A 24,493-nucleotide genomic window follows, 5' to 3' on the forward strand; every position below is an offset into this window, starting at 1 on the left:
AGTGCCTTTTGGCACTTTTTTTGTTATACTGGTATAGATTATAAAAGTCGTAGGAGTTGTCATGGCAGATTATTTATCAGTGTCATCTTTGACCAAATACTTAAAATTAAAATTTGACCGTGACCCCTATCTAGAGCGGGTTTATTTAACTGGTCAAGTATCCAATTTTCGTCGACGTCCCAATCATCAATATTTTTCGCTTAAAGATGATAAGGCAGTCATTCAAGCAACCATGTGGTCTGGTATTTATCGAAATTTGGGATTTGAGTTAGAAGAAGGCATGCAAATCAATATCATCGGAAGAGTTCAGCTTTATGAACCATCTGGTTCGTATTCCATTATTGTTGAAAAGGCAGAGCCAGATGGTATGGGAGCTTTGGCTCTTCAATTTGAGCAGTTGAAAAAAAAGCTTACGGAGGCAGGTTATTTTGACAGTCGCCATAAGCAAGCTCTTCCTCGTTTTGTCAAAAGAGTAGGTGTCATCACCAGTCCTAGTGGGGCAGTTATCAAGGATATTATTACGACCATTTCTCGCCGTTTTGCCGGAGTAGAGGTTTTACTTTTTCCAACTAAGGTGCAAGGACAAGGGGCAGCGAAAGAAGTTGCAAACAACATTGCCTTGGCTAATCAAATAACTGACTTAGATCTCTTGATTGTTGGTCGTGGTGGTGGATCAATTGAAGACCTCTGGGCCTTTAATGAAGAAATTGTGGTTCAGGCTATTTTTGAATCTCGTTTGCCAATTATTTCTAGTGTGGGGCATGAAACAGATGTGACCTTGGCTGATTTTGCCGCAGATCAACGGGCAGCCACACCGACAGCTGCGGCTGAATTAGCTACACCAGTTACTAAGACAGATTTGCTTACAGGTTTGTTGGATTGGGAAAAACGCCTATATCAAGCCATGCAAGTTCTGTTAGAACAAGCTAATCAGCGTTTGCAGAACTCGAGTCAATCTCTTGTTTTTCGTCAGCCTCAAAGATTGTATGATGGCTATTTACAGAAAGTGGATTATTTGACGACTCGATTGTCTGAGAAAATGGATCAGACTTTACAAATCAAGCAGCAGATTTATCAACAACTCAATCAATCTTTGACTTTTTTAGGGTTACCAACTAAACTAGCCAGTCAAAAAGATAAGGTGACCCAATTAGAGCGTCTATTGAAAAGTAATATGGCCAATCAGTACGATAGACAGGTGGCACGCTTTGATAAAGCCCAAGATGCACTCCTGTCGTTAGATACTCAAAAAATTATTGAGCGAGGCTATGCCCTTGTCCAAAAAAATCAAGATCTTATTGATTCAGTTACCCCTATAAAAGTAGGTGACGCATTGACCATCGTGATGCGAGATGGTGATTTAGAAGTGGAGGTAAAAAATGTCAACGCAAAAAACATTTGAAGAAGACTTACAAGAATTAGAAAGTATTGTTGCCAAGTTAGAAAATGGAGATGTTCCTTTAGAGACTGCCTTGGCTGAATTTCAAAAGGGGATGAGCCTATCAAAACGTCTTCAAACAACCCTACAAGAAGCAGAAAAAACCTTGGTTAAGGTCATGCAAGCAGACGGCAGTCAGGTGGAGATGGACTAGATGGAGATGGTAAAAATTGATCAAGCTATGCTGGACTTCTATGCTCAAGCAAATGTGTCTGAGCATTTAGTAGAAGCCATCGGCTATTCGATTAAGGCAGGTGGCAAGCGAATTCGTCCCTTGCTTTGTTTGCAGGTTTTGGAAGGTTTTGGACTTGAGTTGACAAAAAGCCATTATCAAGTGGCAGCCAGTGTTGAGTTGATTCATACAGGTAGTTTGATTCATGATGACTTACCAGCTATGGATAATGATGATTTTCGTCGAGGTATGCCGACCAATCACAAACAGTTTGGTGAAGCCATGGCGATTTTAGCAGGAGATGCCCTCTTTTTAGATCCCTTTGCCCTATTGGCAGAAACTGATTTACCAGAAAAGGTTCGTTTAGCTTTGATTAGTGAGTTGTCACGGGCTTCAGGTAGTTTTGGAATGGTGGCAGGTCAAGCCTTAGACATGCTTGGTGAAGGCAAAAGACTTGATTTGGAAGACCTGCGAAAAATTCATGCCAACAAGACAGGGCAACTTTTAACATTTCCCTTTGTTGCCGCTGGTTTAATGACTCAACAATCAGCAGAAGTTTTGGATAAATTAAGACAGGTTGGTCAGTTGGTTGGGTTAGCCTTTCAAGTAAGGGATGATATTCTTGATGTGACGGCTGATTTTGACACCTTAGGTAAGACACCGAAAAAAGATTTGTTGGCAGATAAATCAACCTATCCTAGTCTGTTAGGTCTTGAAAACTCTAAAAAAATCTTAAATGAGAGTTTGGATAGGGTGCAAGAGATTTTTGCAGAATTAAGGCAAGAACAAGGTTTTCAAGCAGATGATATCTTAAACACGATAGAAAGGTTACGATGGCATGGCTAAGGAACGTGTAGATGTATTGGCCTATAAACAGGGCTTATTTGATACGAGAGAGCAGGCCAAGCGTGGTGTCATGGCAGGCTTGGTTGTTGCTACCGTCAATGGTCAGCGTTTTGATAAACCTGGTGAAAAAATTGATGAAAATACCGAATTAAAATTAAAGGGTGAAAAATTAAAATACGTCAGTCGTGGTGGGCTAAAGTTAGAAAAAGCCCTGGATGTTTTTGGCTTGTCTGTTGCTGATTTGACCACTTTAGACATAGGTGCCTCAACAGGTGGTTTTACCGATGTCATGCTGCAAAATGCTGCTAAATTAGTCTATGCAGTGGATGTCGGAACCAATCAGTTGGTCTGGAAATTACGTCAAGACCCACGAGTGATTAGCATGGAGCAGTATAATTTTCGCTATGCCCAGTTAACTGATTTTGTTGAAGGACAACCGAGTTTTGCTTCTATTGATGTCAGTTTTATCTCGCTAGCCTTGATTTTACCTACGTTGCATGAGATTTTAGCTGATGATGGTCAAGTCGTTGCTTTGGTTAAGCCTCAATTTGAAGCAGGTCGAGAGCAGATTGGTAAAAATGGCATTGTTAAAGATCCTGCTATCCATGAACGTGTTTTACAAGAAGTGACTGAATTGGCAGTGGCGACGGGCTTTTCAGCTTGTCAATTGGATTTTTCTCCTATTCAAGGTGGGCATGGTAATATTGAGTTTCTTTTACATTTAGAAAAGTCAGATTTGCCAACAAATCAAGTAGCTAGTCAAATAGAGGATGTGGTTGCAACAGCTCATGCCCAATTTAAGCAAGCCGAAGAGGATAAGTAGATGTTATTAAGCATTTCGATTAAAAATTTTGCGATTATCGAAGAAATTTCCCTAAACTTTGATAATGGCATGACGGTACTGACAGGGGAAACCGGTGCTGGCAAATCAATCATCATTGATGCCATGAATATGATGCTAGGAGCAAGGGCTAGTACAGAAGTCATTCGTAATGGGGCGACCAAAGCGGAAATTCAGGGATTTTTCTCTTTGGATAAAAATCCTGCCCTAAGCCAACTCTTAGCGGATAATGGAATTGAGTTGAGTGATGAATTGATTATTCGCCGAGAGATTTTTGCCAATGGTCGCAGTGTTAGTCGTGTCAATGGGCAAATGGTTAATTTGACGACATTAAAAGCTATTGGTCAGTTTTTAGTAGATATTCATGGTCAACATGACCAAGAAGAGTTGATGAAGCCACAATTGCACATTGCTCTCCTAGATAGTTTTGGCAATCAAGAGTTTGTTGAGACCAAGAAACATTACCAAGAACTGTTTGATCAGTACCGTCGTTTACGTAAGCGTGTCCTCGATAAGCAAAAAAATGAAGCAGAGCATAAGGCTAGAATTGAAATGTTAGAATTTCAGTTGGCTGAGATTGAAACGGCAGATTTACAAACTGGTGAAGACGATAAATTAGAGCAAGAACGTGAAAAATTATTAAATCATAAACAAATTGCAGACACTTTAACCAGTGCTTATCAACTCTTAGATGATGAAGAGTTTTCTAGCCTAGCTAATATTCGTTCGGCTATGAATGATTTGATGAGTTTGGAAGATTATGATACGGCTTATAAGGACATGTCTAGCCATTTGAGCGAAGCCTATTATGTTTTGGAAGATGTCAGTAAACGTTTGTCAGATACACTTGATCATTTAGAATTTGATGCTGAAAGACTGATGACCATTGAAACTAGACTTGACGTCATTAACAGTATTACTCGTAAATATGGTGGGAGTGTTGATGATGTTTTGACTTATTTTAGCAGTATCTCTAAGGAATATAATCATCTGACAGGTAATGATTTAGGAACGGATGACTTGGAAGGTCAGTTGAAAGGTCTTGAGAAAGAATTGGTCGCAGCGGCTAGTCAACTAAGCCAAGAACGCCACAAGATAGCTGAAGATCTAGCTCTTGACATTAAGCAAGAACTGGCAGATTTGTACATGGAAAAGGCCGATTTCAAGGTTAATTTTAGCAAAGGTAAATTCAATCGTGACGGTCATGAACAAGTAGAATTTTACATTTCAACTAATCCTGGAGAAGGTTTTAAACCCTTGGTTAAGGTAGCTTCTGGAGGAGAGTTATCTCGCTTGATGTTGGCCCTTAAATCAGCGTTTTCTCGTAAGGAAGATAAGACCAGTATTGTTTTTGACGAAGTTGACACTGGTGTGTCAGGAAGAGTTGCCCAAGCTATCGCTCAAAAGATTTATAAAATTGGTCAACATGGGCAGGTGCTAGCGATTTCTCATCTACCACAAGTGATTGCTATTGCGGATTATCAATTCTTTATTGAAAAAAGAAGTAGCGAGGCCTCAACTGTTTCAGTGGTTCGTCTTTTAGAAACAGAAGAACGTGTCGAAGAAATTGCCAAGATGTTGGCAGGGCAAGATGTTACAGACGCTGCTAGGATTCAAGCCAGAGAATTATTAAAAAAATAAAAGTTAGAGAATTTTTCTCTAACTTTTATTTTTGAATTAAGCCGATTGCTTGCAACAGTTTTAGCACTATTTGACTTGATAATTAAATTCTTGAAGAGAAATTATTCGTAAATTAAAATCAATGCTTTTTAGGCTGATATGATAATAGTCGTTTGGCAAAAGATTTGATATAATGAACAGGGTAATAAAATAAAAGAAAAGTGAGTGATAAGATGAGTAATGTCAAGATTGTAACAGATTCTTCTATAACAATTGCTCCCAAAGTAATTGAGCAGTTAGGAATTATTGTGGTTCCTTTATCTGTTACTATTGGTCATACGGTTTATTCCGATAATGATTTGAAAGAAACTGGGAAATTTCTATCTTTAATGCGGTCATCACGTGAACTCCCAAAAACTAGTCAGCCACCAGTAGGCTTATTTGCTCAAGTGTATGAAGAACTAAAAGAAAAAGGAAGTGAACATATTCTTGCCATTCATTTAACCCATACCTTGTCAGGAACCAGTGAGGCTTCACGTCAAGGGGCTGCTCTTGCTGGAGCAGATGTGACCGTGCTTGATTCTATGTTTACTGATCAAGCCATGGCCTTTCAAGTGATTGAAGCCGCACGATTAGCACAAGAAGGAGTTAGTAGAGAAGAGATTTTAGAAAAAGTCAAGGCTATTCAAGATAAAACAGAGTTGTTTATTGGGGTATCGACCTTGGAAAATCTCGTCAAAGGTGGTCGTATCGGTCGTGTCACAGGTTTACTTAGTTCTCTACTCAATATCAAGGTTGTCATGGAATTAAAAGACCATCAATTGAACACTTTGGTGAAAGGTAGAGGTCAAAAAACTTTTACAAAATGGCTCAGTCAATTGAAGGAAAATCTAGCTGAGAAAGAGATTAAAGAAATTGCCATTTCTTACGCAGGTGATATGGATTTCGCTCAACAATTAAAGGCAGAACTACAACCATTCGTAGCCCAAGAGATTTCTGTTTTAGAAACTGGATCTATTATTCAAACGCATACTGGTGAAGGAGCCTTTGCTGTCATGATTCATTATGCCTAAGCCTTAGTTACCTTGGCTGATAATATTGTTAAATCAATAGCATTAAATACTTGACCCGATAGTCTTTTTAATGTATGATATAGCATGTATTACATTTATGGAGGATTTGTTTAATGGCAAACAAACAAGATTTAGTCGCAAAAGTTGCAGAAGCAACAGAATTGACAAAAAAAGATTCAGCAGTAGCAGTTGATGCAGTTTTTGCAGCAATCGAAGAATTCCTTGCGGCTGGTGAAAAAGTGCAATTGATTGGTTTTGGTAACTTTGAAGTACGTGAACGTGCAGCTCGTAAAGGTCGTAACCCACAAACCGGTAAAGAAATCACAATTGCAGCTTCTAAAGTTCCTGCTTTCAAAGCTGGTAAAGCCCTAAAAGACGCAGTTAAATAATGATTAACTCAAAAACAAGTCTAACATTGCTTAGGCTTGTTTTGTCTATCTGAAAGGTTTGATTAGATTATGACCACAGAACAACTGATTATTGCAATTATTCTCTTTTTATTTATTTTTCGTATGATTATCGTTGGAATTACTAGCTATCTCATCAAACCCAAGGATATATTGACCGATAAATCTCAAGAGTGTGATGATAAGGAAAAATAAGAAAGAAAAACAGTGATGATTTTAGAAGAATTTGACGCGAGTCAACAGGCAGTAATAAATCCTTCTGATAGTATGGGGGAAAGAATGCCAGATTTTCCAAAGACTTTTGTGTCTTGCTTTGCTCGTGAAACTTTTTCACGCTTGCTCAATTCCTATCCACATCGTAAATTGTTTAGCTTGTCACTAGCCTGTATTGAAATCCCTATTTATGAATTGGACATCCAAGGTATTTAAATTGGCTTTTTCAATGCTTTTGTGGGAGCGGCAGGTTGTGTGGCAGTGCTAGAAGATTTGATTTATATGGGTATGGAAAACCTTGTTCTATTTGGGACTTGTGGTGTTTTGGAAGAGATTAAAGAAACCAGTATCATCATTCCGACAGCCGCCCTTCGTGATGAAGGAACAAGCTACCATTATCAACCAGCTAGTCGTGAAATTGCAGTCAATCAAGATCATCTATCTGCCCTAGAAAGCTTTTTAGACCAAGATCAGATTAGCTATACGCTGGGTAAGGCTTGGACAACGGACGGGATTTATCGAGAAACAGCAAATAAAATCACCAAGCGTCGGCAAGAAGGTGCTATTTGTGTGGATATGGAGTGTTCATCGGTAGCAGCCTTAGCAGCTTTTCGCCAAATTCAACATGTACATTGTTTTTATTCGGCTGATAGTTTAGCCAATGAAAGTTGGGATCCTAGAACCTTGTCTAACCATGATGATTTGGAGAAAAAGGATAAGATTGGTCATTTGATGATTGAGTTTGCCTTGACTCATTTTGAAGGCAAGAAATTCTAATATTTTTAGTAGATTTTTTCACAATTTTTTTATATAATAAAAGGGTATTACTTTGGATTATCCAAAAATAAAGGAGAAATAACATGGTGAAATTAGTATTTGCCCGTCACGGTGAATCAGAATGGAATAAAGCTAACCTTTTCACAGGTTGGGCAGATGTTGACCTTTCAGAAAAAGGAACACAGCAAGCAATTGATGCTGGTAAATTGATCAAAGAAGCTGGTATCGAATTTGATGTAGCTTTCACATCTGTACTGAAACGTGCGATTAAAACAACAAACTTGGCACTTGAGTATGCTGATCAACTTTGGGTACCAGTTGAGAAATCTTGGCGTTTGAATGAGCGTCATTATGGTGGTTTGACTGGTAAAAACAAGGCAGAAGCAGCCGCAGAATTTGGTGATGAACAAGTTCATATTTGGCGTCGTTCATACGATACTTTGCCGCCAGAAATGGCTAAAGATGATGAGCATTCAGCACATGCAGACCGTCGCTATGCTCTTCTTGATGATTCAGTTGTGCCAGACGCTGAAAACTTGAAAGTAACGCTTGAGCGTGCACTTCCATTCTGGGAAGACAAGATTGCACCAGCCCTTAAATCAGGTCAAAATGTCTTTGTTGGTGCTCACGGTAACTCAATCCGTGCCCTTGTTAAACACATTAAAGGGTTGTCAGATGATGAAATCATGGATGTGGAAATTCCAAACTTCCCACCACTTGTGTTTGAATTTGACGATAAATTGAACGTAACAGCTGAGTATTACCTTGGTAAATAATTAAAAAAATAAAGGAATCTAAGTTACTACTTAGGTTCTTTTATTTTTCTGCGAATAAAAAGATAGGAGGTAGAATAATGAAAAAATATTTATTCTTATTGTTGTCGTGTTTAACCCTTATCTTTTCACAAAAAGTGTTTGCAGATTCTCTTTATCAAGATTATCAAGAGATGATTCAGGCTTACCCCAAGATAGAGCTTGGAGAAGTAAAAACCAAAATCCGACAAAAAGAGTCCTTTTATCTTTTAATCGGTCGTCCAGATAGTGATGCAGCTTTAAAGTTTGTTCCCAAATTGAAAGAGGCGACAGATACGAAGGAATTGCCAATTTACTATCTTGAAACGGTTGGTATCGATAGTAAACAGTACAAGGCTTTTTCAAAAAAATATCAGATTAAAGCCCCAGTTTATTTGGGCTATTTTGCCAATAAAAAGCAGGAATCACGTTTAGAAAATATCGAAAAAGTAGATGTTTCAGCTATTGAAAACTATCTAGCTAATTCTTAAAAAACTTGTCTGACTGACAAGTTTTTTTGTGATAATTATGATAAAATAGTCATACGATAATTCTAGAAAGTAAGGATATGGCTAGCAAATATTCAAAAGTAACTAACACTCTACTACAACGTATTTATCTTCTTTTTTTTGTTATTGTTTTTTTATTTTCAATACTGGTTTTACGCTTAGCAGACATGCAGTTATTGAACAAGGCTTTTTATCAAAAAAAATTAGTGGCTTCAACCACCTATACCGTCACTACCTCTAGTCCTAGGGGACAGATTTATGATGCTAAGGGAACTGCCTTGGTCAATAATCAGCTCAAGCAGCAACTAGCCTTTACTCGGAATAATGTCATGACTGCACAAGACATGAAAAAATTGGCTCAGGACTTGTCAAGCTATGTTGATTTGACAGAAACACAGGTATCAGATCGGGCTAAAAAAGATTATTACTTGGTGGACCAAGACCGTTTTCAAGAATTGGTTGAGCAACTCCCTAACGATAAAAAATTTGATCAATTAGGGAATTACTTGACCCAATCCACCATTTATGAAAATGTCTTGGCAGCAGTGCCAGAGTCAGCCCTAGTCTATAGCGATGAAGAATTGAAAATTATTTACATCTTTAATCAGCTAAACGGAGCAGGTATTTTTGACACCGTCTTTTTGACAACAGGTGATCTATCGTCCGAACAAATTGCCTATGTGACGGCCAATAAGGCTAAATTACCAGGAATTTCAGTTCAGACCAATTGGCAAAGACAGTCTATTGAAACCTCCTTGTCTTCTATCATTGGTCGTGTATCAACAGAACAAGCAGGTTTACCTCAAGAAGAAGCTGAAACTTACCTTAAAAAAGGTTATGCACTCAATGATCGGGTCGGAACAAGTTATTTAGAAAAGCAATATGAAGAAGTGTTACAAGGACAGCGTCAAACTCGTCAGGTGACAGTAGATAAGTCAGGTCAAATTGTTTCAGATCAGCAAACGAGTCAAGGTCAAAAGGGACAAAATATTAAATTAACTATTGACCTGTCTTTCCAAGAGGGTGTTGAAAAGATTCTCAAAACTTATTATGAAGAGGAGTTGGCAGCAGGTAATGTTACTAATTCTGAAGGGATATATGCTGTTGCTCTAAATCCCAATACTGGTGCAGTCTTAGCGATGGCAGGTCTAGAACATAATATTCAAACAGGAGAATTGACAAGAGATGCCTTGGGAACCATTACTAAGGTTTTCACACCAGGCTCAGTTGTGAAAGGGGCCACCCTATCAGCTGGTTGGGAAAATGGGGTGATTTCAGAGAATCAAACCCTTTATGATCAACAAATTGATACCATTAAGTCTTGGTTTACCGATTTGGCAGGTGGTAGCTTGCCAATCACAGCAGTTCAGGCTTTAGAGTATTCGTCTAATACCTATATGGTTCAGGTTGCTCTAAAGCTGGCAGGGCAAGGTGGTATGACTAGCGATTTATTGAAAGCTTCGGTTTATCAAACGGCTATGGAAAAGTTACGAGCGACCTATGCTCAGTATGGACTTGGTGTCAAAACAGGGCTTGACTTGCCAGGCGAGTCGGCAGGTTTTATTCCACAAGATTATAGCTTAGCTAACATGATGACCGAGTCTTTTGGGCAGTTTGACAATTATACTACCATGCAACTGGCTCAATATGTAGCAACCGTAGCCAATGGTGGTAATCGCTTGGCGACTTATTTGGTCGAAGGAATTTATGACAATACAGACGATGGTGGTTTGGGGCAGTTAGTGCAGGCTACTGAAGTCAAGAATCTTAATACCGTTGCTATTTCAGCTCAAGAAATGGCCCTGATCCAAGAAGGATTCTATAATGTGGTTTATGGTGGCAATGGCTTTACAACTGGAAATGAAATTGGTTACGGAGCTAATGTTAGCATTTCAGCTAAAACTGGAACTGCCGAGGCTTTTGTCACTGATGCTTCTGGTAAGTCAGTGATGACCAGCAATCTAAATGTGGTCGCTTATGCCCCAAGTCAAAATCCTCAAATTGCTGTTGCCGTTGTGTTACCGCACAGTAATGATCTAGTAGGAAAAACCAGTCATCAGATTACTCGTGACATCATCAATCTTTATGTTAATACTTATGGGGTTGACTAAGAAAGGAGAAAAAGATGCTTTATCCAACACCAGTTGCCAAGTTGATTGATTCATTTGCAAAATTACCTGGTATCGGAATTAAAACAGCAACAAGACTGGCTTTTTATACTTTGAACATGAGTGATGAAGAGGTCAATGAATTTGCTAAAAATCTGTTATCAGCTAAGCGTGAACTAACATATTGTCAGATTTGTGGCAATTTAACAGATGAAAATCCCTGCAATATTTGCCAAGATCACAATCGAGATGCCAGTTTGATTTTAGTGGTTGAAGAAAGTAAAGATGTGTCTGCCATGGAAAAAATCCAAGAGTATAAGGGACGTTATCATGTGCTACATGGTTTGATTTCACCGATGAATGGAATCAGTCCAGATGATATTAACTTGAAAAGTTTAATCAATCGCTTAATGGACGAGCAAGTGGAAGAAGTAATTATCGCCACCAATGCCACAGCAGATGGTGAAGCAACAGCCATGTACCTTTCCCGATTATTAAAACCAGCAGGTATCAAGGTAACACGTCTAGCACGTGGGCTTGCAGTCGGCAGTGACATTGAATACGCTGATGAATTAACGCTTCTTCGAGCTATTGAAAATCGGACACAGTTGTAAGACTAGGTTATCCTAGTCTTTTTGATTTAGTATGAAAGGGCTTTAAAAAGTCATTTTTGAAAATCCTTTTTTTTTATGGTATGATAAAGGTAGTCGAATCAAAAAAGAAAGTGAGATAAAGATGACAAAACAAAGCTTAATTTTATTATACGGTGGTCGATCAGCAGAGCGTGACGTTTCAGTTTTATCAGCAGAAAGTGTGATGCGAGCAGTCAATTATGATAAGTTTTCTGTAAAAACTTATTTTATTACCAAAAGTGGTCAATTTATCAAAACGCAAGAATTTACTAGTCAGCCAGGTCAAGACGAAAAATTGATGACCAATGATACGGTTAATTTAAGCCAACAAGTGAAGCCAAGTGACATTTATGAAGAAGGAGCGGTTGTTTTCCCTGTTCTTCACGGGCCTATGGGCGAAGATGGCTCAGTCCAAGGTTTTCTAGAAGTGCTTGGCATGGCTTATGTCGGCACCAATGTCCTTAGTTCATCAGTAGCCATGGATAAGATTGTGACCAAACAAGTCCTAGCTACAGTGGGAATTCCTCAAGTGGCCTATGTGGTCTTTCTTGAAGGAGATGAGATAGAGGCAAAAGTGGCTGAGGTAGAAGCTAACTTGACTTACCCTGTTTTTGTCAAGCCTGCTAATATGGGATCAAGTGTTGGTATTTCAAAGGCAGACAATCAAGCTGACTTGCGTGCGGCCATTACACTCGCTCTGAAATATGACAACCGCATCTTGATTGAGCAAGGGGTTGATGCACGTGAAATCGAAGTTGGTCTTTTGGGTAATAGTGATGTGAAGACTACAGAAGCAGGTGAAGTGGTTAAAGATGTTGCCTTTTACGATTATCAAGCCAAATATATTGATAATAAGATTACCATGGAAATCCCAGCCAAGATTGATACTCAAGTTATGGAGCAGATGCGAGCTTATGCAGCACAAGCCTTTCGTGCGATTGGTGGCTGCGGCTTATCTCGATGTGATTTCTTTTTGACGGCAGATGGTAAGATTTACCTTAACGAACTAAACACCATGCCAGGTTTTACGCAGTGGTCAATGTATCCACTTCTCTGGGAGAATATGGGCTTGGCTTATAGCGATTTGATTGAACGCTTGGTTCAACTGGCTCAAGAAATGTTTGATAAGCGAGAAAGTCATTTACTTTAATATCATAAAACTCAGCGTAGGGATGATACGCTGAGTTTTTTATTTAACAAGTTTTCTTAATTCAGGAATTTTTTGTAACTGTGGGATAAGTAGCATGATGGCTACAATACGCACAGGAATTTCAAAGATTTTCAACCAACGACCAGCTAAATACTGGGCGATAATAGGGGTACCAAAGTAGGTCTGAATCAAAAATGGTGTCATCAAGAAGGTGCTAAAAAGCATGATGACTAAAACAGCCAAGGTTACTCTGAACCAGTCTTGTTTTTTAGTTTTTGATAGCAAATGACCGTGGAAGAAGAGTCCATAAAGTAAGCCTTCAATGGCTTCCATGACTGTCCACCAAATAATAAAATTACCTTGTCCACTACTAAGGTTATCAACAACATCAATCAAGGCAAGGGTAATAAAACTCCAAATAGGTCCTGCCACCATACCGATAATGGTATTAACGATAAAGGTAAAACCTACAACCAGTTGGTTGGGGATGACCGTAATGGAAAATTTACTAATGACAATGGCAAGGGCAGCCAACATGGCTAAAGTTACCAAACGTTGACTAGTCATTTTTGGTCTAGAAAATAAAGTGTTCATTTGTGCTCCTTTCACAAGTGGAGCTGTTATGGAAATAACAGCGGATGCAATGATTCACCGCACCAATAGGTTTCGTTGTGTGACAACATCCCATTCACACACACTTAACGCGAATCATCTACTCTGTAAGGTAGCCTTTGGCTACCGTCTAATATTATAGCAGATATTTGCCCAATGACAAGTCTAGTTTATGATATAATAAAGAGAAAGAAAAAGAAAGAATGATTGAGATGAATTTAACCTTACAAGAAATTGCTCGTGTTATTGGAGCTAAAAACGATACCAATCTATTATCAGACTTACCAATCAATAAAATTGAGTTTGATAGTCGTTTGATTGAAAAGGGGGATTTATTTATTCCCTTAAAAGGCTTGCGTGATGGTCATGATTTTATTGACTTAGCTATTGAAAAAGGGGCAGTTGTAACCCTATCTGAGAAAGACTTGGTTGATGTTCCTTATCTTTTAGTTGATGATTGTTTGGTGGCTCTACAAACGTTGGCAAGTTACTATATTGATAAGACAGGGGTTGATGTTATTGCGGTGACAGGTTCTAATGGTAAGACCACGACCAAGGATATGATTTTTGACCTTTTGGCAACGACTTATCCCACCTATAAAACACAAGGGAACTACAATAATGAAATAGGACTACCTTATACCATTCTTTCTATGCCAAAAGATACTCAAAAGTTAGTTTTAGAAATGGGGCAAGACCACTTAGGTGATATTGCGCTGTTGTCAGAGATTGCTCGACCAAAATTGGCAGCTATTACCTTGATTGGTGAAGCCCATTTGGAGTTTTTTGGCACACGTCAAAAAATTGCTCAAGGTAAGATGCAGTTGACAAAAGGCATGGCATTGGATAGCTTGTTGTTAATCCCTAATGATGCGATTGTGGATGAGTTTATCCCTCAAGGTCAGACGGTTAAACGTTTTGGTCAAGGAGGAGAGCTTTATCTGACAAACTTGGTTGAAGAAAAAGAGTCTTTGAGATTTAGAGTGAATTTCTTAGATGAAGAATTAAGTATTCCCGTGACTGGCAAATATAATGCAACGAATGCCATGATTGCAGCCTATATTGCCTTAGAAGAAGGAATCAGTCAAGAAAAGATTATCTCAGCTTTGGCTCACCTTAACTTAACCAAGAACCGAACAGAATGGAAAAAGGCTAGTAATGGTGCAGACATTCTCAGTGATGTCTATAATGCCAATCCGACTGCCATGCGATTGATTCTTGAAACCTTTGCTAATATTCCTAAAAATGAAGCTGGTCGCAAATTGGTTGTCTTAGCAGATATGAAAGAGCTTGGGCCAACATCACAAGCCCTTCATGAGAGCATGATTGATAGTTTATCTCCTGATGATTTTGATCAGATTTATCTTTATGGTCAAGATATTAAGGGTCTATTTGACTTGGCGGCTGCTAAGTTTCCCCAAGGGACTGTTCATTACTTTGTTAAAAATGACCAGCAAGATGATTTTGAACAGTTAGTGGCAACTATTGTAGCAGAACTAGATAGGGATGATCAGATTCTTCTAAAGGGTAGCAACTCGATGAATTTGGCAAAAATTGTAGATGTATTAGAAAATAAGAGCTAGATTAAACTAGCTCTTATTTTTGGCAACTAAAAGAAGATAAAGGATTAAATCAAAGCCATGAATGGTAGAAGTTGTCGTTTTCAAGAGATTGTTTTAGATTAACCAATCAAACAATTAGTATGACAGAATAAAAATCATGCTAACTCAAGTTTGAGATCATAAACAAATGGGATAAAATAAAGGCCAATTAAATTATAAACCAAGAGAAAATGAGAATAACCATCTAACGAGTCGTTGTAGCTTGCTAAGATAGCAACTTTCGTATCGATACCATAGCTAGTGACGGCTAGTAAAATGACTAAAACGAGCCATTTTTTGGGTTAAGGTCATTGTGTTATTTTCTTTTTCTATTTAATCAAGTGCATTATCTTATAGTTAGTTAGTGACAACAATAAGACTTTTATTTTATTGCGAAAAGCTAAGAGTTGGGGTATAATGACAATACAGAACACATCATTTAATGATTTGTAAAATAGGGAGAAAAGATGTCTTTACAAGATGAGATTAAAAAACGTCGAACCTTTGCCATTATCAGTCACCCGGATGCTGGTAAAACGACGATTACAGAGCAGTTGCTTTATTTTGGTGGTGAGATTCGTGAGGCAGGAACAGTCAAGGGAAAAAAGACTGGTAACTTTGCTAAATCAGATTGGATGGATATTGAAAAACAAAGAGGAATTTCAGTCACATCTTCTGTCATGCAGTTTGACTATGCTGGTAAGCGAGTGAATATTCTTGATACCCCAGGGCATGAGGATTTTTCTGAGGATACCTACCGTACCTTGATGGCAGTAGATGCGGCGGTTATGGTGGTGGATTCAGCTAAGGGTATCGAGGCTCAGACCAAGAAACTATTTGAAGTCGTTAAGCATCGCAACATTCCAGTTTTTACCTTTATCAATAAATTAGACCGTGATGGGCGTGAGCCGCTTGACTTGTTGGAAGAATTAGAAGAAGTCTTGGGCATTGCTAGCTATCCGATGAATTGGCCGATTGGTATGGGTAAGAGCTTTGAAGGTTTGTATGATTTGTATAACAAACGTTTAGAGTTATACAAAGGTGATGAACGCTTTGCTTCTTTTGACCAAGGAGCTAGTCTGTTTGCCAACAACCCCTTCTACGAACAAGTCTTAGAAGACGTGGAATTATTGGAAGAAGCTGGAAATGATTTTTCTCGTGAGGCGATTTTAAGTGGTGAGTTGACCCCTGTCTTTTTTGGTTCAGCCTTGACGAATTTTGGTGTGCAGACCTTCCTTGATTCTTTCTTGGAATTTGCACCAGAACCACATGGTCATCGAACAAAGGATGAAGAAGTTATTGATCCACTCAACCAAGATTTTTCTGGTTTTGTTTTCAAAATTCAAGCCAATATGGATCCCCGTCACCGTGATCGTATCGCTTTTGTGCGTATTGTATCAGGTCAGTTTGAAAAAGGGATGGCCGTCAATCTCTCTCGGACCGGTAAGTCTGCCAAGTTGTCTAATGTTACTCAATTTATGGCGGAAAGTCGTGAAAATGTAGAGAATGCCGTGGCTGGTGATATTATCGGTGTTTATGATACAGATACTTATCAAGTTGGAGACACCTTAACAGTTGGTAAAAACAAATTTGAGTTTGAACCTTTGCCAACCTTTACCCCAGAGATTTTCATGAAAGTTGCTACAAAAAATGTCATGAAACAAAAATCATTCCATAAAGGAATTGAACAACTGGTGCAAGAAGGGGCCATTCAGCTCTATAAAAACTACCAAACAGGTGAGTATATGCTGGGAGCTGTTGGGCAACTTCAATTTGAAGTGTTTAAGCATCGTATGGAGGGGGAATACAATGCTGAAGTGGTCATGACACCGATGGGGAAAAAGACTGTGCGTTGGATTAGTGAAGAGGATTTAGATGAACGCATGAGTTCAAGCCGTAATATCTTGGCACGTGATCGTTTTGACCAACCGGTTTTTCTTTTTGAGAATGACTTTGCTCTGCGTTGGTTTGCCGATAAATATCCAGATGTGCAATTAGAAGAAAAAATGTAAGGAGAATAAAATGGGACTATTTTCAGGTTTGTTAGGCAATGCCTCACAAAAAGATAACGATCGAGTAGAAAGAGAATTGGCTGATATTTTAGTGGCTGGTGAGCAAGTTGAATTAGCCTTTAGTTTGGTGCGTGATTTGATTGTCTTTACTGAGCGTCGTTTAATCTTAGTAGATAAACAGGGTATGACAGGCAAGAAAACATCGTACAAGTCATTACCTTATCGTTCAATTTCTCGTTTTACTGTAGAAACCTCAGGGCATTTTGATCTTGATGCCGAATTAAAAATTTGGATTTCATCAGGAGTTGAACCAGCTGAAACGCTCCAATTCAAACGTGATAAAAACGTCATTCAAATTCAACAGGCTTTAGCTGAAGCGGTGTTGAAATAATATTTAGAAACCTCAGTGATACGACTGAGGTTTTTAAGAATAGCTTGTAGTTGAAAAATCATTTTTCGTGAACAAGGTGATATAATGAAAGAAAAGACACAGGGAGAAAAAGATGTTACGCAAAGCCATGGTTTGTTTATTTATTTTAGCTGCTTTATTGATCGGGGGATTTTTTACTCTCAATTATACCGGTATCATTGGGACTACTTCGAACAATAGCTCGTCTAGTGTGGTGCAGTATATTGAAAAAGTCAAGGAGACCGTCTTTCTTAATGTGGGTGTTCAGCGTATTGAAACCCAAAAAAATAATGTCAAACTTTTTTCTAAGTTTAATCTGCCTTTGACAGAGAAAAAAACTATTATCATCTTAAATTACCAGGCTAAGTTGGGTATAAAAAAACCTGTATCAATTCGTCAAACTAGTGATAATCGTTATCAGATTACGGTACCTAAGTTTGAAGTGATTGGTGTGGAACAAGCCAAGGTTGATCCTTATAAACTCTATGATTCGAGTGGAGAGTTGCTTAGCGTTTTTACCAAAAATGTTGACACAGGTGAGTTGGCAACAAAAGCACTGAGTAATAAAGAGCAAAAAGAGTATTTAGAGAAATACCAAGAACAGTTGCAAATCGCTGCCAAGGACTACTATCGAACCCTTTTCAAATCGATCAACCCAAATATTGAACTGGATTTTGTTTTCAAATAAGTTATCAAGCACCCTAGCGGTGCTTTTTTCTTTGACAACGCTTTATTGACTTTTTCTCACTTTCTTTCTATCATATTAGTTGACTTTGTGTTATACTAAGTAGGTTACTTAGTTAGTGATTGAGTGTTTAGCTCTTTTGCCGACAGGGAATGTTATAAAATTAAGCGTCATAAGGCAGCTTCGCACTGCCTTTTATTAGAAAAGGAAATTATGAAATTTACAGATTTAGACCTATCAGCAGACATTTTATCTGCTGTGGAAAAAGCTGGCTTTGTTGAGCCATCACCAATTCAAGAAATGACCATCCCTCTTGCACTTGCTAATAAGGATGTCATTGGTCAGGCTCAAACAGGGACTGGTAAAACGGCAGCCTTTGGTTTGCCAACCTTAAATAAGATTCATACAGAAGATAATACGATTCAAGCCTTGATTATTGCTCCAACTCGTGAATTGGCAGTACAATGTCAAGAAGAACTATTCCGTTTTGGTCGTGATAAAGGTGTTAAGGTTCGTTCAGTTTATGGTGGTTCTAGTATTGAAAAACAAATCAAGGCTCTTCGTTCAGGAGCTCATATCGTTGTTGGAACACCAGGTCGTCTTTTGGATTTGATTAAACGCAAGGCCTTGAAACTCTCTGATATTGAAACCTTGATTTTGGATGAAGCAGATGAAATGCTCAACATGGGCTTCTTGGAAGATATTGAAGCGATCATCAGCCGTGTGCCAGATAGTCGTCAGACTTTGCTCTTTTCAGCGACTATGCCAGAAGCGATTAAGCGAATCGGTGTGACCTTTATGAAAGAGCCTGAGCATGTTAAAATCGCTGCTAAGGAATTGACAACTGAATTGGTTGACCAATACTATATTCGTGTGCGTGAGCAAGAAAAATTTGACACCATGACTCGTTTGATGGACGTTGATCAGCCAGAATTAGCCATTGTATTTGGTCGTACCAAACGCCGTGTGGATGAGTTGACTCGTGGCTTGAAATTACGTGGTTTCCGTGCGGAAGGTATCCATGGTGATCTTGATCAAGGTAAACGCCTTCGTGTTCTTCGTGATTTTAAAAACGATGAGTTAGATATTTTGGTGGCAACAGATGTGGCAGCTCGTGGTTTGGATATTTCAGGAGTGACCCACGTTTATAACTACGATATTCCACAAGACCCAGAAAGCTATGTTCACCGTATCGGTCGTACAGGTCGAGCAGGTAAGCATGGTCAGTCTATTACTTTTGTGTCGCCAAATGAAATGGGTTACCTCTCTATCATTGAGAACCTAACCAAGAAACGCATGAAAGGTCTTAAACCAGCAACAGCTCAAGAAGCTTTCCAAGCTAAAAAGAAAGTCGCTTTGAAAAAAATTGCTCGTGATTTGGCGGATGAAAAAATCACTGCTGGATTTGATAAATTCAAGAGTGATGCCATTAAATTAGCTGGTCAATTTACGCCAGAAGAATTGGCACTCTACATCTTGAGTTTGACGGTTCAAGACCCAGATACGATGCCAGAGATTGAGATTGCTCGTGAAAAACCATTGCCATTTAAGCCATCAGGTAATGGCTTTGGTCATAAAGGTGGTAGAAATCAACAACGTTCTGGTCGCAAATCGGATCAACGTGATGGTGGTCGCCGTGATTTCAAACGTCGTTCTAATAAAAATAGTCGTGATTTTGAAAATAAAGGCAATAAGCGTCCTCATCGTACTTCTAGTGAAAAGAAAAATGGTTTTGTTATTCGTAACAAAGGCGATAAATAAAAAGACAAGGTCTAATAGGCCTTGTCTTTTTATTTAATCTTTAAACGAAGCAGTTTTGCTAGCAATATAATCTAACTTTTGTCGCCTTGTTTTTTGTTTAAACAAGCTTTCTGCTGACATAGCTTGGGATTTGCTGTCAAAACTTTCCCAATAAATCAATTCGACAGGCAATCTACTTTTGGTGTATTTGGCTCCTTTTCCTGTTTGGTGGGTCTTCAGTCGTCTATCTATATTGGTGGTATAGCCTGTATAAAGCGAATTATCTCGGCAACGTAGCACATAAAGATAAGCTTTAGTTTCTTTTACCATAATAAATCTCAAAAATCTCATCTGTGTAGTCGCCATTATCCTTGTGGATAATCAGTGGTGGCAAAATCTTAAAGCCATCCATTGAGCCATCTTTAATGGCTTCAATCAAGAGCATGTTAGCTTCTTTTTCCAACTTGGGATAAACAAACTGCACTTGCTTAGGAGCTAACTTATATGCTTTTAAGGTGTCAATAATCTCTAAAAAACGGTCAGGACGATGAACAAGGGCTAAACGACCATTGGATTTTAGCGCTTGTTGACTCACCTGACAAATTTCATCTAAGTTGGTTGTGATTTCGTGACGGGCTAAAAGATAGTGTTCAGATAGATTTTTTTTCGATGTGTCACTAGCCTTAAAATAAGGAGGGTTACACACGATTAAATCAACTTGCGAACGTGGGACGTGTTGAAGTAGATTTTTCAAATCGTCTTGAACAACGGTTACTTGTTGGTCTAGTTGATTGAGTTGAACAGAGCGTTTTGCCATGTCTGCCAAGCGTTCCTGTAATTCAATTGCCAGAATGGAACTTTTAGTCTGACTGCTGGCAAAAAGGGCAACTGCGCCATTGCCACTACAAAGATCGACGATTAAACCGTTTTTTTGTGGGTATTTGGGAAAGCGAGAGAGTAAGACAGAGTCAACAGAGTAACTAAAAACGTCACGATTTTGAATAATTTTCACATCAGTTGAAAAGAGTTGATCGATTCGTTCATTTTCTAGTAAATGCGGATTTTCCATGACTTTATTATATCATATTTACTTGATTGTTGTTTCATTTCAAATATGGTACAATAAAAGAATAAGTTATTTCAGTAAGAAAGTAAGGAAAACCTATGTTTTATACCTATCTTCGTGGTTTAGTGGTCTTTTTACTTTGGATTATCAATGGCAATGTCCATTATCATAATCAAGATAAGATTCCTGATGCCGAGGAAAATTATATCCTAGTAGCCCCTCATCGTACTTGGTGGGATCCTGTTTTTATGGCCTTTGCTGCTCGTCCCAAACAGTTTATCTTTATGGCTAAAAAGGAATTATTTACCAATCGGATTTTTGGTTGGTGGATTCGTATGTGTGGTGCCTTTCCTATTGATCGTGAAAATCCAGGTCAAGAAGCCATTCGTTATCCTATCAATATGCTGAAAAAAAGCTCACGCTCTTTGATTATGTTTCCAAGTGGTAGCAGACATTCTAATGATGTTAAAGGTGGTGTTGCCTTAATTGCTAAGATGGCAAAGGTTCGTATTGTACCATCAGCCTATCTTGGACCAATGACCTTAAAGGGATTGATTTCTCGTGAGCGAGTGGATATGAATTTTGGAGAACCGATTGACATTTCAGACATTAAACGTATGGATAATGTAGGTGTCGAAGAAGTGGCTAGTCGAATTCAAACGGCTTTTGATCAATTAGATCAAGGAAATCAAAATTATCATAATCCTAAAAAACCATCTGTTTTATGGTATCTGATTCGGATTCCAGCGGCTTTTGTCGCAATCATTTTAGTCTTCTTGACACTTGTTTTTAGCTGGTTAGCTAGCTTTGTTTGGAATCCTGATAAGCATCGTAACTAAATCCTTGTTGAACACCTGATGTCAGGTGTTCTTTTTTGTGTGTTTGATTACGAATAAAAGGATAAGGAGGGGACTTATGGATCACATATTAACCGAAATCAAAAATAAAAAATTTTTACTAGTAGGCTTAGGTGGTGTCATCTTTTTATTCTTAACTTATTTTAGCTTTTTTCAACCTACAAAAGAACAAGATGATCTATTGTTGACCAGTTCGAGTAATCAAGTGGTTGAACAAAGGGAAGTATTAACTAGTGACCGCAGTCTTAGTTCTGAAAGTGAGCAAGATGTTTTAGTGGTTGACATCAAGGGAGAAGTTAAAAAAGAAGGTGTTTATCAACTACCCGCAGGTAGCCGAGTAAATGATGCCATTAAGGCAGCAGGTGGTTTGACTGAATTAGCTGATAAAAAATCTGTCAATTTAGCTCAAAAGTTGACCGATGCTAGTGTTATTTATGTGGCAAGTCAAGGAGAAAATATCAGTGTTGTTACACCTCAAATAAAGACTGATGAGGAAAGCCAGTTAGCTTCATCTAAGGTCAATATCAATCAAGCTAGCCTTAGTGACTTGCAGACCATTTCAGGAATCGGAGCTAAGCGAGCTCAGGATATTATTGATTATCGTGAGAGTAACGGCTCTTTTCAGACTGTGGATGATTTGAAAAAAGTATCAGGTATTGGAGAGAAAACGTTTGAAAAATTAAGGGAGTTGATTAGCGTTGATTAAATCTTTGGGACTACCTATGATTTATTTGACTTTTTTGGTGTGTTTAAGTTACCTTATTTTAGCCTATCATTTTTTGGGTTTAGGGATTCTATTATCTATTGCCCTAATTGGTTTATGGTATTTTTATCCGTTAAAAGTTTTTGTATCTAATTTAATTCTTTTAGTAGGATTTTTACTTTATTTTGTTTATCATTTTCAGCAGATGGAACTAAATGATAAAAAAGCCCCTATTCAAGTCAACCAAGTCCAAGTGATTCCAGATACCATGAGTATCAATGGAGATCGGCTGACGTTTCAAGCCACAGCAGATGGCTGGCGTTATCAAACCTTTTATACTTTAAAATCAGTTGAAGAAAAAGAATATTTTAGCCGTTTGAGCCAAACAATGACCCTAGAAGTTGAAGGGGAATTGAGCCAAGCTAGTGAAAAAAGAAATTTCTCTGGTTTTGATTATCGTGCCTATCTTAAAAATCAAGGGATTTATCGAATTTTAAGTATCCAGTCTATTAAAAAAATGACGATTATACAAAAGCTATCTCTACTTGATTACCTGCATCAATGGCGACGACAGGCTATCGTGAGCATTAAGCAAGGTTTTCCAGCTCCTATGAGTCATTACATGACAGGATTGCTATTTGGCTATTTAGATAAGGATTTTTCAGAGATGAGCGATCTTTATCAAGAGCTTGGTATTATTCATCTTTTTGCACTTTCTGGTATGCAAGTGGGCTTTTTTATCCATTATTTTCGTAAAATCTGCTTGCGTTTAGGGTTAAGGCAAGACTGGGTTGATGGATTGCAATTACTATTTTCTTTTTTTTATGCTGGATTAACTGGTTTTTCAATTTCAGTTATTCGGAGTCTGATACAGGCTTTTCTAGGACGTTTGGGTCTTAAAAAACTAGACAATTTTGCTTTGACTTTACTGATCTGTTTACTAGCTATGCCCAATGTTTTACTAACGACAGCAGGTGTGTTGAGTTTTACTTATGCGTTTATCATCAGTATGATGGATTTTAGTCAATTAAATCAGATGAGAAGAAAATTAGCAGAAGTGCTGACCATTAGTCTAGGTAGTGTTCCTATTTTATTGACTTATTTTTCCGTTTTTCAACCATGGTCGATTGTATTAACGGCTCTCTTATCCTTTGTATTTGACCAAGTCATTTTGCCCCTGCTATCGCTAGCATTTATCATCTCTCCCATTTATAAGTTAACTTGGCTAAATCCATTATTTGTCATCTTGGAAAGCTTGTTGAAAGGGTTTGGTTCTTGGTTGACAAAACCATTGATTTTAGGAAGTCCAAGTGCTTGGTTATTATTTGTTGTGTTATTGATTTTAGCTTTTCTTTATGATTATTATCGAAACAAACAATTTGTCATTGGTTTTAGTATCATATTAGCTCTGCTATTTTTCTTAGTTAAAAATCCTTTGGAAAATGAAGTTACTATGGTTAATGTTGGACAAGGTGATAGTATTTTAATCAGAGATATGTCAGGTAAGACCATTTTGATTGATACTGGGGGACGTTTGACTGTAAATAAAAAAGAAGTGTGGCGTCAAGGAGTTCAATCAGTCAATGCTAAAGACAGTCTAATTCCGTATCTAAAAAGTCGAGGGATTGGACGAATCAATCAGTTAATCGTTACCCATGCTCATGAAGATCACATGGGGGATTTGGAAATGTTAACGAAAGAGCTTAAAGTTGATCAACTCTTGGTCAGTCAAGGAAGTTTAACAAAAACAGGTTTTCGTAATCGTTTAGGTCGTTTGAATAGTAAGGTAAAAACAGTAAGTGCTGGAGATAACTTACCAATTATGAACTCTGCCTTAAAAGTTCTTGCTCCATTGAAACAAGGTGATGGCGACAATGATGACTCTGTGGTTTTATATGGTCGCTTGTTGGGGTTGACTTTTCTGTTTACAGGTGATTTAGAAGAAGCAGGGGAGCAAGAGCTACTAGCAACCTATCCTAATTTACAGGTGGATGTTTTGAAAGTTGGTCATCATGGCAGTCGTGGTTCATCGTCGTCGAATTTTTTAGATAAGGTGATGCCAAAAATTGCTTTGATTTCAGCTGGTCCAAATAATCGGTATCAGCACCCTCATCAAGAAACTCTAGACCGTCTTAATGAACGAGCTATAAAAATTTATCGCACTGACCAACAAGGAGCCATTCGATTTTCTGGACAAAACAACTGGCAACTTGACACCGTTCGTTAATTTT

The 24,493-nt window shown here is 38.2% G+C and carries 24 protein-coding genes, 1 pseudogene and 1 riboswitch; of the genes and pseudogenes, 22 read left to right on the forward strand and 3 right to left on the reverse strand.

The window, feature by feature from the left end; genetic code table 11:
- Nucleotides 1-61: 61 nt before the first annotated feature.
- The 14 genes and pseudogenes from xseA to FRX51_RS01330 all read left to right on the forward strand — a co-directional run bounded on the left by xseA (nucleotide 62) and on the right by FRX51_RS01330 (nucleotide 12,577).
- A complete protein-coding gene (gene xseA / locus FRX51_RS01270) occupies nucleotides 62-1,402 on the forward strand; it encodes an exodeoxyribonuclease VII large subunit (protein ID WP_146495147.1) in 1,341 nt (446 codons plus the stop codon).
- Entirely contained in the window at nucleotides 1,380-1,592 is a 213-nt protein-coding gene (locus tag FRX51_RS01275; protein ID WP_146460202.1) for an exodeoxyribonuclease VII small subunit, read from the forward strand. The genes xseA and FRX51_RS01275 overlap by 23 nt, the downstream gene beginning before the upstream one ends.
- Entirely contained in the window at nucleotides 1,593-2,456 is an 864-nt protein-coding gene (locus FRX51_RS01280) for a polyprenyl synthetase family protein (RefSeq protein ID WP_146495149.1), read from the forward strand. It abuts the gene before it with no gap.
- On the forward strand, nucleotides 2,449-3,279 hold the full coding sequence (locus FRX51_RS01285) for a TlyA family RNA methyltransferase (RefSeq protein WP_146460207.1): 831 nt from the start codon (nucleotides 2,449-2,451) through the stop codon (nucleotides 3,277-3,279). The genes FRX51_RS01280 and FRX51_RS01285 overlap by 8 nt, the downstream gene beginning before the upstream one ends.
- Nucleotides 3,280-4,938 (forward strand): DNA repair protein RecN, encoded by a 1,659-nt coding sequence (gene recN / locus FRX51_RS01290; protein ID WP_146495151.1) that lies wholly within the window; start codon nucleotides 3,280-3,282, stop codon nucleotides 4,936-4,938.
- A gap of 212 nt (nucleotides 4,939-5,150) precedes the next feature.
- Complete coding sequence (locus tag FRX51_RS01295) at nucleotides 5,151-5,990, forward strand: DegV family protein (protein ID WP_146495153.1); 840 nt, start codon at nucleotides 5,151-5,153, stop codon at nucleotides 5,988-5,990.
- 113 nt (nucleotides 5,991-6,103) lie between these two features.
- A complete protein-coding gene (locus tag FRX51_RS01300) occupies nucleotides 6,104-6,379 on the forward strand; it encodes an HU family DNA-binding protein (RefSeq protein WP_146460213.1) in 276 nt (91 codons plus the stop codon).
- A 69-nt stretch (nucleotides 6,380-6,448) separates the two neighbouring features.
- Nucleotides 6,449-6,592 (forward strand): hypothetical protein, encoded by a 144-nt coding sequence (locus FRX51_RS05790; RefSeq protein ID WP_186627074.1) that lies wholly within the window; start codon nucleotides 6,449-6,451, stop codon nucleotides 6,590-6,592.
- Between the two features lie 15 nt (nucleotides 6,593-6,607).
- Nucleotides 6,608-7,387: pseudogene (locus tag FRX51_RS01305) on the forward strand (nucleoside phosphorylase).
- An 83-nt stretch (nucleotides 7,388-7,470) separates the two neighbouring features.
- Entirely contained in the window at nucleotides 7,471-8,163 is a 693-nt protein-coding gene (locus tag FRX51_RS01310; protein WP_146495155.1) for a phosphoglycerate mutase, read from the forward strand.
- Between the two features lie 77 nt (nucleotides 8,164-8,240).
- Nucleotides 8,241-8,669: a hypothetical protein gene (locus FRX51_RS01315; protein ID WP_146460218.1), complete on the forward strand. Its 429-nt coding sequence runs from the start codon at nucleotides 8,241-8,243 to the stop codon at nucleotides 8,667-8,669.
- A gap of 59 nt (nucleotides 8,670-8,728) precedes the next feature.
- Nucleotides 8,729-10,798, forward strand: coding sequence for a penicillin-binding protein PBP2B (gene pbp2b, locus FRX51_RS01320; protein WP_398587218.1), 2,070 nt, complete (start codon nucleotides 8,729-8,731; stop codon nucleotides 10,796-10,798).
- 14 nt (nucleotides 10,799-10,812) lie between these two features.
- Entirely contained in the window at nucleotides 10,813-11,409 is a 597-nt protein-coding gene (gene recR, locus FRX51_RS01325) for a recombination mediator RecR (RefSeq protein ID WP_146460223.1), read from the forward strand.
- A 121-nt stretch (nucleotides 11,410-11,530) separates the two neighbouring features.
- On the forward strand, nucleotides 11,531-12,577 hold the full coding sequence (locus FRX51_RS01330; protein ID WP_146495159.1) for a D-alanine--D-alanine ligase: 1,047 nt from the start codon (nucleotides 11,531-11,533) through the stop codon (nucleotides 12,575-12,577).
- Nucleotides 12,578-12,616: 39 nt separating this feature from the next.
- Here FRX51_RS01330 and FRX51_RS01335 read toward each other — a convergent pair whose 3' ends face one another.
- Nucleotides 12,617-13,171, reverse strand: coding sequence for a folate family ECF transporter S component (locus FRX51_RS01335; RefSeq protein ID WP_146495162.1), 555 nt, complete (start codon nucleotides 13,169-13,171; stop codon nucleotides 12,617-12,619).
- 36 nt (nucleotides 13,172-13,207) lie between these two features.
- Nucleotides 13,208-13,299: riboswitch (THF riboswitch) on the reverse strand.
- A gap of 102 nt (nucleotides 13,300-13,401) precedes the next feature.
- Here FRX51_RS01335 and murF point away from each other — a divergent pair.
- The 5 genes from murF (at nucleotide 13,402) to FRX51_RS01360 (ending at nucleotide 19,657) form a co-directional block, all read left to right on the forward strand.
- Nucleotides 13,402-14,772 carry a UDP-N-acetylmuramoyl-tripeptide--D-alanyl-D-alanine ligase gene (gene murF, locus FRX51_RS01340; RefSeq protein WP_146495529.1) on the forward strand — a complete coding sequence of 457 codons (1,371 nt, stop codon included), beginning with the start codon at nucleotides 13,402-13,404 and terminating at the stop codon, nucleotides 14,770-14,772.
- 485 nt (nucleotides 14,773-15,257) lie between these two features.
- On the forward strand, nucleotides 15,258-16,802 hold the full coding sequence (locus FRX51_RS01345) for a peptide chain release factor 3 (RefSeq protein ID WP_146495164.1): 1,545 nt from the start codon (nucleotides 15,258-15,260) through the stop codon (nucleotides 16,800-16,802).
- A gap of 10 nt (nucleotides 16,803-16,812) precedes the next feature.
- Nucleotides 16,813-17,193, forward strand: a complete 381-nt coding sequence (locus FRX51_RS01350; RefSeq protein WP_146495166.1) for a PH domain-containing protein — start codon at nucleotides 16,813-16,815, stop codon at nucleotides 17,191-17,193.
- 112 nt (nucleotides 17,194-17,305) lie between these two features.
- Nucleotides 17,306-17,899 carry a DUF4230 domain-containing protein gene (locus tag FRX51_RS01355; RefSeq protein WP_186627075.1) on the forward strand — a complete coding sequence of 198 codons (594 nt, stop codon included), beginning with the start codon at nucleotides 17,306-17,308 and terminating at the stop codon, nucleotides 17,897-17,899.
- Between the two features lie 210 nt (nucleotides 17,900-18,109).
- Nucleotides 18,110-19,657, forward strand: a complete 1,548-nt coding sequence (locus FRX51_RS01360) for a DEAD/DEAH box helicase (protein ID WP_146495168.1) — start codon at nucleotides 18,110-18,112, stop codon at nucleotides 19,655-19,657.
- A 33-nt stretch (nucleotides 19,658-19,690) separates the two neighbouring features.
- Here the strand turns inward: FRX51_RS01360 and FRX51_RS01365 are convergent, their stop codons facing one another.
- Entirely contained in the window at nucleotides 19,691-19,966 is a 276-nt protein-coding gene (locus FRX51_RS01365; RefSeq protein ID WP_146495170.1) for a GIY-YIG nuclease family protein, read from the reverse strand.
- Nucleotides 19,950-20,705 (reverse strand): tRNA1(Val) (adenine(37)-N6)-methyltransferase, encoded by a 756-nt coding sequence (locus FRX51_RS01370; RefSeq protein WP_146495172.1) that lies wholly within the window; start codon nucleotides 20,703-20,705, stop codon nucleotides 19,950-19,952. Before FRX51_RS01370 ends, FRX51_RS01365 begins: the two co-directional genes overlap by 17 nt.
- A 95-nt stretch (nucleotides 20,706-20,800) precedes the next feature.
- Between FRX51_RS01370 and FRX51_RS01375 the strand changes: the two genes are divergently transcribed.
- From FRX51_RS01375 to FRX51_RS01385, 3 genes are all read left to right on the forward strand, one after another.
- Nucleotides 20,801-21,541 carry a 1-acyl-sn-glycerol-3-phosphate acyltransferase gene (locus FRX51_RS01375; RefSeq protein WP_146495174.1) on the forward strand — a complete coding sequence of 247 codons (741 nt, stop codon included), beginning with the start codon at nucleotides 20,801-20,803 and terminating at the stop codon, nucleotides 21,539-21,541.
- Nucleotides 21,542-21,617: 76 nt separating this feature from the next.
- Nucleotides 21,618-22,265, forward strand: coding sequence for a helix-hairpin-helix domain-containing protein (locus FRX51_RS01380; RefSeq protein ID WP_146495176.1), 648 nt, complete (start codon nucleotides 21,618-21,620; stop codon nucleotides 22,263-22,265).
- Between the two features lie 16 nt (nucleotides 22,266-22,281).
- Entirely contained in the window at nucleotides 22,282-24,489 is a 2,208-nt protein-coding gene (locus FRX51_RS01385; protein WP_146495178.1) for a DNA internalization-related competence protein ComEC/Rec2, read from the forward strand.
- Nucleotides 24,490-24,493 lie beyond the last annotated feature (4 nt).

It is taken from the genome of Streptococcus sp. sy010 (assembly GCF_007859175.1).
GTDB lineage: Bacteria > Bacillota > Bacilli > Lactobacillales > Streptococcaceae > Streptococcus.

Bases quoted from the DNA above. Each gene is read 5' to 3' on its own strand.
- xseA (WP_146495147.1), top strand. From the start codon at position 62: ATGGCAGATTATTTATCAGTGTCATCTTTGACCAAATACTTAAAATTA.
- FRX51_RS01275 (WP_146460202.1), top strand. From the start codon at position 1,380: ATGTCAACGCAAAAAACATTTGAAGAAGACTTACAAGAATTAGAAAGT.
- FRX51_RS01280 (WP_146495149.1), top strand. From the start codon at position 1,593: ATGGAGATGGTAAAAATTGATCAAGCTATGCTGGACTTCTATGCTCAA.
- FRX51_RS01285 (WP_146460207.1), top strand. From the start codon at position 2,449: ATGGCTAAGGAACGTGTAGATGTATTGGCCTATAAACAGGGCTTATTT.
- recN (WP_146495151.1), top strand. From the start codon at position 3,280: ATGTTATTAAGCATTTCGATTAAAAATTTTGCGATTATCGAAGAAATT.
- FRX51_RS01295 (WP_146495153.1), top strand. From the start codon at position 5,151: ATGAGTAATGTCAAGATTGTAACAGATTCTTCTATAACAATTGCTCCC.
- FRX51_RS01300 (WP_146460213.1), top strand. From the start codon at position 6,104: ATGGCAAACAAACAAGATTTAGTCGCAAAAGTTGCAGAAGCAACAGAA.
- FRX51_RS05790 (WP_186627074.1), top strand. From the start codon at position 6,449: ATGACCACAGAACAACTGATTATTGCAATTATTCTCTTTTTATTTATT.
- FRX51_RS01310 (WP_146495155.1), top strand. From the start codon at position 7,471: ATGGTGAAATTAGTATTTGCCCGTCACGGTGAATCAGAATGGAATAAA.
- FRX51_RS01315 (WP_146460218.1), top strand. From the start codon at position 8,241: ATGAAAAAATATTTATTCTTATTGTTGTCGTGTTTAACCCTTATCTTT.
- recR (WP_146460223.1), top strand. From the start codon at position 10,813: ATGCTTTATCCAACACCAGTTGCCAAGTTGATTGATTCATTTGCAAAA.
- FRX51_RS01330 (WP_146495159.1), top strand. From the start codon at position 11,531: ATGACAAAACAAAGCTTAATTTTATTATACGGTGGTCGATCAGCAGAG.
- FRX51_RS01335 (WP_146495162.1), bottom strand. From the start codon at position 13,171: ATGAACACTTTATTTTCTAGACCAAAAATGACTAGTCAACGTTTGGTA.
- murF (WP_146495529.1), top strand. From the start codon at position 13,402: ATGAATTTAACCTTACAAGAAATTGCTCGTGTTATTGGAGCTAAAAAC.
- FRX51_RS01345 (WP_146495164.1), top strand. From the start codon at position 15,258: ATGTCTTTACAAGATGAGATTAAAAAACGTCGAACCTTTGCCATTATC.
- FRX51_RS01350 (WP_146495166.1), top strand. From the start codon at position 16,813: ATGGGACTATTTTCAGGTTTGTTAGGCAATGCCTCACAAAAAGATAAC.
- FRX51_RS01355 (WP_186627075.1), top strand. From the start codon at position 17,306: ATGTTACGCAAAGCCATGGTTTGTTTATTTATTTTAGCTGCTTTATTG.
- FRX51_RS01360 (WP_146495168.1), top strand. From the start codon at position 18,110: ATGAAATTTACAGATTTAGACCTATCAGCAGACATTTTATCTGCTGTG.
- FRX51_RS01365 (WP_146495170.1), bottom strand. From the start codon at position 19,966: ATGGTAAAAGAAACTAAAGCTTATCTTTATGTGCTACGTTGCCGAGAT.
- FRX51_RS01370 (WP_146495172.1), bottom strand. From the start codon at position 20,705: ATGGAAAATCCGCATTTACTAGAAAATGAACGAATCGATCAACTCTTT.
- FRX51_RS01375 (WP_146495174.1), top strand. From the start codon at position 20,801: ATGTTTTATACCTATCTTCGTGGTTTAGTGGTCTTTTTACTTTGGATT.
- FRX51_RS01380 (WP_146495176.1), top strand. From the start codon at position 21,618: ATGGATCACATATTAACCGAAATCAAAAATAAAAAATTTTTACTAGTA.
- FRX51_RS01385 (WP_146495178.1), top strand. From the start codon at position 22,282: ATGATTTATTTGACTTTTTTGGTGTGTTTAAGTTACCTTATTTTAGCC.